This is a genomic window from Aquiflexum sp., from assembly GCF_041749095.1.
Taxonomy (GTDB): domain Bacteria; phylum Bacteroidota; class Bacteroidia; order Cytophagales; family Cyclobacteriaceae; genus Aquiflexum.
On the sequence record NZ_JBGTCA010000418.1, the window covers coordinates 23,584 to 30,073 of the forward strand.

General features: G+C 36.9%; 7 protein-coding genes and 1 pseudogene. 7 read left to right on the plus strand and 1 reads right to left on the minus strand.

Translation table 11 applies throughout. The annotated features are described in order from the left end of the window. The first annotated feature begins 140 nt into the window (after window positions 1–140). The 4 genes from ACEW8O_RS19085 (at window position 141) to ACEW8O_RS19100 (ending at window position 3,886) form a co-directional block, all read left to right on the plus strand. Complete coding sequence (locus tag ACEW8O_RS19085; RefSeq protein ID WP_373496224.1) at window positions 141–740, plus strand: hypothetical protein; 600 nt, start codon at window positions 141–143, stop codon at window positions 738–740. Window positions 741–980: 240 nt separating this feature from the next. After that, a complete protein-coding gene (locus tag ACEW8O_RS19090) occupies window positions 981–2,525 on the plus strand; it encodes a terpene synthase family protein (protein WP_373496225.1) in 1,545 nt (514 codons plus the stop codon). A 131-nt stretch (window positions 2,526–2,656) separates the two neighbouring features. Then, window positions 2,657–3,469: a terpene synthase family protein gene (locus ACEW8O_RS19095; protein WP_373496226.1), complete on the plus strand. Its 813-nt coding sequence runs from the start codon at window positions 2,657–2,659 to the stop codon at window positions 3,467–3,469. Window positions 3,470–3,694: 225 nt separating this feature from the next. Further along, window positions 3,695–3,886: a hypothetical protein gene (locus ACEW8O_RS19100; RefSeq protein WP_373496227.1), complete on the plus strand. Its 192-nt coding sequence runs from the start codon at window positions 3,695–3,697 to the stop codon at window positions 3,884–3,886. Window positions 3,887–4,048: 162 nt separating this feature from the next. On the opposite strand, the gene ACEW8O_RS19105 is transcribed toward ACEW8O_RS19100, so the two are convergent. After that, window positions 4,049–4,516, minus strand: a complete 468-nt coding sequence (locus tag ACEW8O_RS19105; protein ID WP_373496228.1) for a response regulator — start codon at window positions 4,514–4,516, stop codon at window positions 4,049–4,051. A gap of 581 nt (window positions 4,517–5,097) precedes the next feature. Here ACEW8O_RS19105 and ACEW8O_RS19110 point away from each other — a divergent pair. The 3 genes and pseudogenes from ACEW8O_RS19110 to ACEW8O_RS19120 form a co-directional block, all read left to right on the plus strand. After that, complete coding sequence (locus tag ACEW8O_RS19110; protein WP_373496229.1) at window positions 5,098–5,844, plus strand: hypothetical protein; 747 nt, start codon at window positions 5,098–5,100, stop codon at window positions 5,842–5,844. Window positions 5,845–5,847: 3 nt separating this feature from the next. Continuing rightward, window positions 5,848–6,294, plus strand: coding sequence for a DUF5675 family protein (locus tag ACEW8O_RS19115; protein WP_373496230.1), 447 nt, complete (start codon window positions 5,848–5,850; stop codon window positions 6,292–6,294). Continuing rightward, a pseudogene (locus ACEW8O_RS19120) lies at window positions 6,267–6,490 on the plus strand (hypothetical protein); the annotation flags it as partial. The gene ACEW8O_RS19115 and the pseudogene ACEW8O_RS19120, both read left to right, overlap by 28 nt.

Genomic DNA, 6,490 nt, shown 5'->3' on the forward strand with positions numbered 1-6,490 from the left:
CAATTGAATTTTTTATTTCCAACTCTTCCAGAATCACTTGAATATTGTCCTGATTATTGCCCATTTTGAAAAAAAATGGATTTAAAAATCGGAATTGATTATCAAGTTTTTTTATTTCAATCTGATTGATTGTTATTGCTATGGATGTATACAGGAAAAAACTTCAGGTTAAATTGTATTCCCTGAAATACGGATTATTTTTCAGGGAGCATTTTTATGAGTTGCTCCAACATACCAAAATATTGACTTTTTCTGAATTCGACCATATAAAACTGCCAATCCAAAATGATCATCTTTTTTTCATAAATGAGGGACTGGTTGCAGGAACATTGGAAAAAAAAGTGGATACTAAATGGTACCGATTGGTCAAGGATATGGAGGTCTTTGGTAACTTTCAGGAATTGACAGGGATTGAAATCCCAAAATTTTACTGGCATGCCGTTACTAAAGTAGAATTAATGGCAATTCCCATAAATATCCTTGTGAGCAAATTAAGCATTTCACCTCCAAACCTTGAAAACCTGGTCAGACACCTTAGCTCCGTTGAAATAAAAAGGATGCATTTTCTAAATCATCTATCTAAACTCTCTGCTATTGAAAAATTCAACTTTCTTGAATCAGAAATTCCTGAATTAATATTGAAAACCCGAACCTCTTTACTTTCCAATTTTCTGGGTTTAACAAGGGAAACATTAAGCCGGATTTTAAAGGAAAAAATGCACCAGCCTAGTTTGGATTAAAGCACAATTAGAATTTTTGTCCTTATTTTCCACCATTTTGAAAAAAATCCTCATAAATATTTGGCAATTTCATACCCCTTTTTTTAAATTAAACTAATTAGTTGATTTGTTTTTGGTTTTTGAATTCCTCAATTCTCCTTTTTAGAAGGGTTGTTTTACATACATTATTTTGCAGTACAATATCATGTTAGCAGGGGAAGATTGATAAGTTTTATGTTTAACACTTAAATGTTTTTTATTATGAAAAAGTCGATAATGCAAAGTTTATTGAAATCATTTCTGGATGAACTATATGTCATTCCTACCTATGATTATGACAAATTGATGAAGTTCGTTGAATTCCGGGTATTCAAAAAAGGGGGCATTTTAAGAACTGCTGGAACCACAGAAAACAATGCCCATTTTATACTTGAAGGAGGCTTGGGACTGATGCGGGAAGGAAAGTTGGAAAGAGTTTATTTTCCCAAACAAGTGGCTTTTGATGTGAAGTCATTTAAGGATAATTCCACAAGTCCCTACAGTTTGGTTTCTCTTCAGGATTCTTCGGTAGTATCACTCGACAAAGCCAATGAAGCCAGAATATTGAATGAAATTCCTTCATTTAATACTCTTTCACAAAAAATTTGGGAAAGGGCTAAGAAGTCTGACCAAGAATGGATAAATATTTCACAGATGCATTACCTCAATGCCATCCCGATACTGGAAGAAAAGCTAGGCAACCATTTCAAAGTTTTGAAACCGGGTGAAATTGGAGAATTGGTAGGAGTTAACTTAAGAACTATTTCCCGGTACAATAAAAAATTATATGACCAGCGCAGGTCAATTGCAGTCAAAGCAAAAGCCAAAGAGCTTTTCGATTATCCTTTCAGTTCAATAATCCATTCCGATGTAGATGAGATTGATTCAATCACTACATGTTGGGCTTCTGAACAGAAACTGCTACCAAACCAAAATTCCATCATCAAATACCAAAAAATGAGAATGACTTGGTTATCTGCACGACTATATCCTGAATCAAAGATTGAAAAAGCAATTTGGCTGGCAAAGCTATATGCCTTGCTTTTCATCTTGGATGACTACACGGACAGTATTCCAAAGGGAGAGAAACATGCTTTTTGGGAAAAAATTTCAATCGGCTATAAACTCATTATGGAAAACGGAGCGATTCCTACAGAAAAAGGACAAATAAGACCGTTTTGGATGGCCTTTGCCGATTTATGGGAAGACCTTAACGGTCTTACATCCAGTCCTTTCATAAACCTGTTCCAGGAATTGATTTTAAATTATACAAAAGAAAATATTTGGGAATCCCTAAATCTTGATTTGGAAAAAATACCGTCAATTGACCAATACCTTTCCAAAAGACCTGTTTTTTCCGGCGGTTTCTTAGCCATCCACCTGATCCCTTTTACGATGGAAGATGACTATCATGATATTTTGGTGGTTTGGAAATCCTTGACAAAATACACGGAATTTGCCTCCCGACTGATCTATATATCAAATGACCTATTTTCATTTGATAAAGAAAGTAAGATAAAGGACCCCCATAATTGGGTATACCTATTGATTAATTGGGAAAATCTTGACAAAGATAAGGCTATCGAAAAAATATTACATTTTCATGATTTGGCACTTAAAGATTTTATTCAACTGGACAAAGCATTCCAGGAAAATTATTCCCCTGCAAACAGAACCCTGCTTTCAGCCATTAAAAATATAAAATACCAAGTTTCGGGTGCAGTGGCCTGGTCTGTAAATGATACAACCAGATATGTCGATTTTTAAGAGGTATGGCTACTAACCACATCATTTATCCTTTTGGCTCTCAGGTTAATCCCATTTGGGATAAAACTGAGGGCTCATCACTCCATTGGGCAACATATTTTGGACTGTTATATTCAGATCAGCAAATCTTAATGTACCAAAAAATTAGACTTCAAAGTCTTACAGGTAGATTATTCCCTAAATCTAGTTTGGCCAGATTCAAAAGTTTGGACAAGTGGGTGGTTTTCTTTTTTCTCTTGGAAGATTGGATGGAAACATTGGAAAAGGGAAAAATCAAGATGTTCCACTTGTCATTAAAAAATTCATTGGATCATATAATGCGATATCCTAAAGATAGCTCCTTGTTGGATTTTCCATTTGCACAGGCATTTCATAATATTTGGATAGAGCTATTGGATTTCAAGAGAGGAGAAAGTATAATTTATTTTAAAAGAAGTATCCAAAAATATTTTGATGCCAAAATTTGGCTGTCTGATTTCTTGGATTCCCAAAGCTGTCCTTCTGTTTCGGATTACCTGATATCATTGTCCCATTTGGAAGGTGCTATTATTTTCCTTAATCTGGCATGGGTTGAGATTAACATCAGCAGAACCAGTTTAAATACTGCTTTAAATGAGCTTGAATTCAGGGTTGGAAGATTGATTGGGATTTCGAATGAACTAATTTATAATTCCCAAGAGATAGAAATGGAACATTTTAGCTTATTTAAACTGATCCACAAGGAATATAAATTACCTGAACATAGATGCCTTTATCTTTTACAGAACATGGGCATCCAATACCTCCAAAGTATCTTGGAAATGGAAAAAGAATACAAAAAGGAACAAAACACTATTATGTTACAATACCTTGAAATTGCCAAATTAATGTCCGCAGGATTTAAAGCTTGGGCCCTAGAATATCAAAACTTTATTGAAAATCCGATCAATGGAAAATATAAGTAAAATTTGCTGATCGAATTCGCCAATTAAAAATATTTGTATGTTAGCAATGATGCCAGTAAAATGGTAATTCGATATAATTTTTGGCAGGAGCCTGAAATGTCCAGTGCTTCGGTCTTCTGACTTCCGTCCTGTCAGTAATAGGATATTGGGTTTCTGGCAAAGAACCGTAAAACCATAAAAAAATAAATTGTAAGTATCAAATATGTTTTTCAATCAATTACTGAAATGTTCAAAAAAAGATGCGTCATATATCCCAAAGATGTACAGATCATCACCGGAAAAAGTGAACGGTACGGCCAGGACCTGCTCAACAAAATCCGCATCTACTTGAACAAAAAACCAAATCAGTTCATCACCATCAAAGAATTCTCAGAATTCTCCGGCATCCCCACCAAAGACCTCGAAGACTACATTTAACGCAGTCAACGCTGTTCGGGATTTGCAATCCCGAACCCAGATAATCAGGATTTGCAATCCTCCCACAAACCTATTAACTTCCTCATCACCCCTTTTTCTTGCCTCTTGGTTCTAGCCTCGGCTCTCATTTCTCCCTACATCCCTCATCCATCCTCCCCAAATCTAAAATCTAAAATCTTCCTCCCTACCTGATCCCTTATCCTTATCCTTCTCAATACCATCCCAAATTATTCTACCAAAAATATCAATAGTAATGGGTTTAGGAATGTATTCGCTTACAACCTCATATTCTAAAGCCCGCTTAATATCCTCGGGATTTTTTGAACTACTTGAAACAATGATCTTAAACTTTTCCCTTACCTGAGGTTCAAGTATAAGGAACCTATCCAAAAATCCCCATCCGTTAAGGATAGGCATTTCCAAATCCAATATGATCAGACTAATGTCCATATTTGTTGAAGAAGATTGCTCAATTTCTCGATAGATATATTCAATGGCTTGAAATCCATTATTAAAATCCAATACAGTTTCATGAAATCCTATAATTTTCAATACTTTTTTATGGATTAGGTTTAATATGGAATCATCATCTATTAAGATGATTTTCTGCCATTCAAAATAATTTGGCATTTTAGGATATGTGTTTTTTGGGTGATTATAAGACTACTATTTCTAGGTAGGTGAATATTTATTTAAAAATATAAACAAATCATGACATTTGTCAGGATTTTTCACTTTATTTTTGAGCTTCCGCTATGCGGGATTTGAAATCCCGAATTCAAATAATCAGGATTTGCAATCTCCATAAACCCATCCAAATATCCCTCCACCTCCCGACCGTGTCCCGACCATGTCCCGTGTGTGTCCCGACCATTCGCCTACTTTTTGCTAAATTCCAAGAAATGATATAATATTTCCAATACCCCTTTTTTACCAGAAATTGCGCTGTTCCGCTGTTCGAGATTTGCAATCTCGAACCCAGATAACCCGGATTTGCAATCCCCAAAACATCCTACCTTCCAAACCTTCCAACATCCTTTCTCCCCACACCCAAATCTAAAATCTATCCCGATCTACCGGGACTAAAATCTACAATCCCAAATCCCCCTTTTTCCGCAACTTCCGCAAAATCCGCACGATCCGCATATTCATTTCTAAATCAGCCCCCACATCTCCAACTTTGGTCATGTTTCACTTAAAACCAATATAAAATGGCAAAACAAACTGGTATAATTACCCTCCAGGGTAATGTAGGAAGAATCAACTTCTTCAAAAATAGAGATGGCTTTCAGGCCAGGGAAAAAGGTGGCGTAAGCAAATCCAGGATAATGACAGATCCCAGATATGCACGTACTAGGGAAAACATTGCTGAATTCACGACGAATGCTGCGGTGGTCAAACTCCTTAAGGATACAATCAGACCTGCTATTGTCAGAATCAGCGATGCTAGATTGCATCAACGATTGATCAAACGTTTACTGACCATCCTCCGGACGGATGCAGTAAATGTAAGAGGGGAGAGGAATGTCCAGGAAGGGGATTGGAACCTACTTGTCGGGTTGGAAATGAATGCAACGGTAGGTTTGACTTCAACACTCAGACAGGAATTGGTCATGGTCAATACGGCTACTGATTGGGGCATAACTATCCAGCCTTACCAGCCTTCGGATTTTATGTTAATTCCGGAAGGTGCTTCACACTTCAATGTGTTTGTTGCTGGTGCATCAATTGATATGCAGACTGGAAACAGATCCTACGAAGTGGTGTCATCAGGAAACCTCCCAATCAACACGGTAACTCCTGTAATCAACCTCACCGTTGCAAAGGCAGCACTCACAGAACCACACCGAGTGTTGATTGTTGGTGTCGAATTTCTTCAGGTAGTAAATGGACAGCAGTATGCATTGAACAATGGTGCAAATAATGCTGCAGTCATTCTTTCTGTTGAAAAAGACTAAGCAATGAAGCTTCTCTTGACAAGAAAATACTATCTGGATAAGACAATTGGAAAAATGAGTATCAATGGAAAAACTATCATGTATATCATGGAGAAAGCCCACCAAGTATTCAGGACCTTCAATCATTGCATTCCAGAGGGTATTTATCAAGTGGTACCCTGCTTTTCCGAGGAGAAGGGTTGGTACCTATCAGTGTCTAGGGACAGGAACAAGGAAGTATTTGAATTTAAGTCCATCAAAGGAAATGAAATCCCAGATGGTCCTTGTTTGGTTCCGGTTACTTTCATCAAAGAAAAAAGAATACCCATGTACTCCAATCTCGCCAACATCAAATTAAGGGATAGGGTATTCTTGGCTTTGGATGAAGGAGAGGAGGTAGAATTGGAAATTGTATCTGAAACCTTTAAATCTGTTAAAAAACGATGCCTACAGAAGAGGGAGTGTATATGATAAGTGCCGGTGGCCTCATATCGATTTTGCTCTCCATAATTGCGTATTTCCTGAAATTCATGTTACAGGATTTCAGGTCCCTCCAAGGGAGTTTTCAGGAATTGAATACCAAATACCAATTGATGGAAACGGCAGTCAAGGCCATGTCCAAGGAACTGAATGCACTCAGGATTCAGTTGCAAAAGAATGCTCCACC

Excerpts from the sequence above, each read along its gene's own strand:
- ACEW8O_RS19085 (WP_373496224.1), top strand. The coding sequence starts at position 141 with ATGGATGTATACAGGAAAAAACTTCAGGTTAAATTGTATTCCCTGAAA.
- ACEW8O_RS19115 (WP_373496230.1), top strand. The coding sequence starts at position 5,848 with ATGAAGCTTCTCTTGACAAGAAAATACTATCTGGATAAGACAATTGGA.
- ACEW8O_RS19105 (WP_373496228.1), bottom strand. The coding sequence starts at position 4,516 with ATGCCAAATTATTTTGAATGGCAGAAAATCATCTTAATAGATGATGAT.
- ACEW8O_RS19110 (WP_373496229.1), top strand. The coding sequence starts at position 5,098 with ATGGCAAAACAAACTGGTATAATTACCCTCCAGGGTAATGTAGGAAGA.
- ACEW8O_RS19100 (WP_373496227.1), top strand. The coding sequence starts at position 3,695 with ATGTTCAAAAAAAGATGCGTCATATATCCCAAAGATGTACAGATCATC.
- ACEW8O_RS19095 (WP_373496226.1), top strand. The coding sequence starts at position 2,657 with ATGTACCAAAAAATTAGACTTCAAAGTCTTACAGGTAGATTATTCCCT.
- ACEW8O_RS19090 (WP_373496225.1), top strand. The coding sequence starts at position 981 with ATGAAAAAGTCGATAATGCAAAGTTTATTGAAATCATTTCTGGATGAA.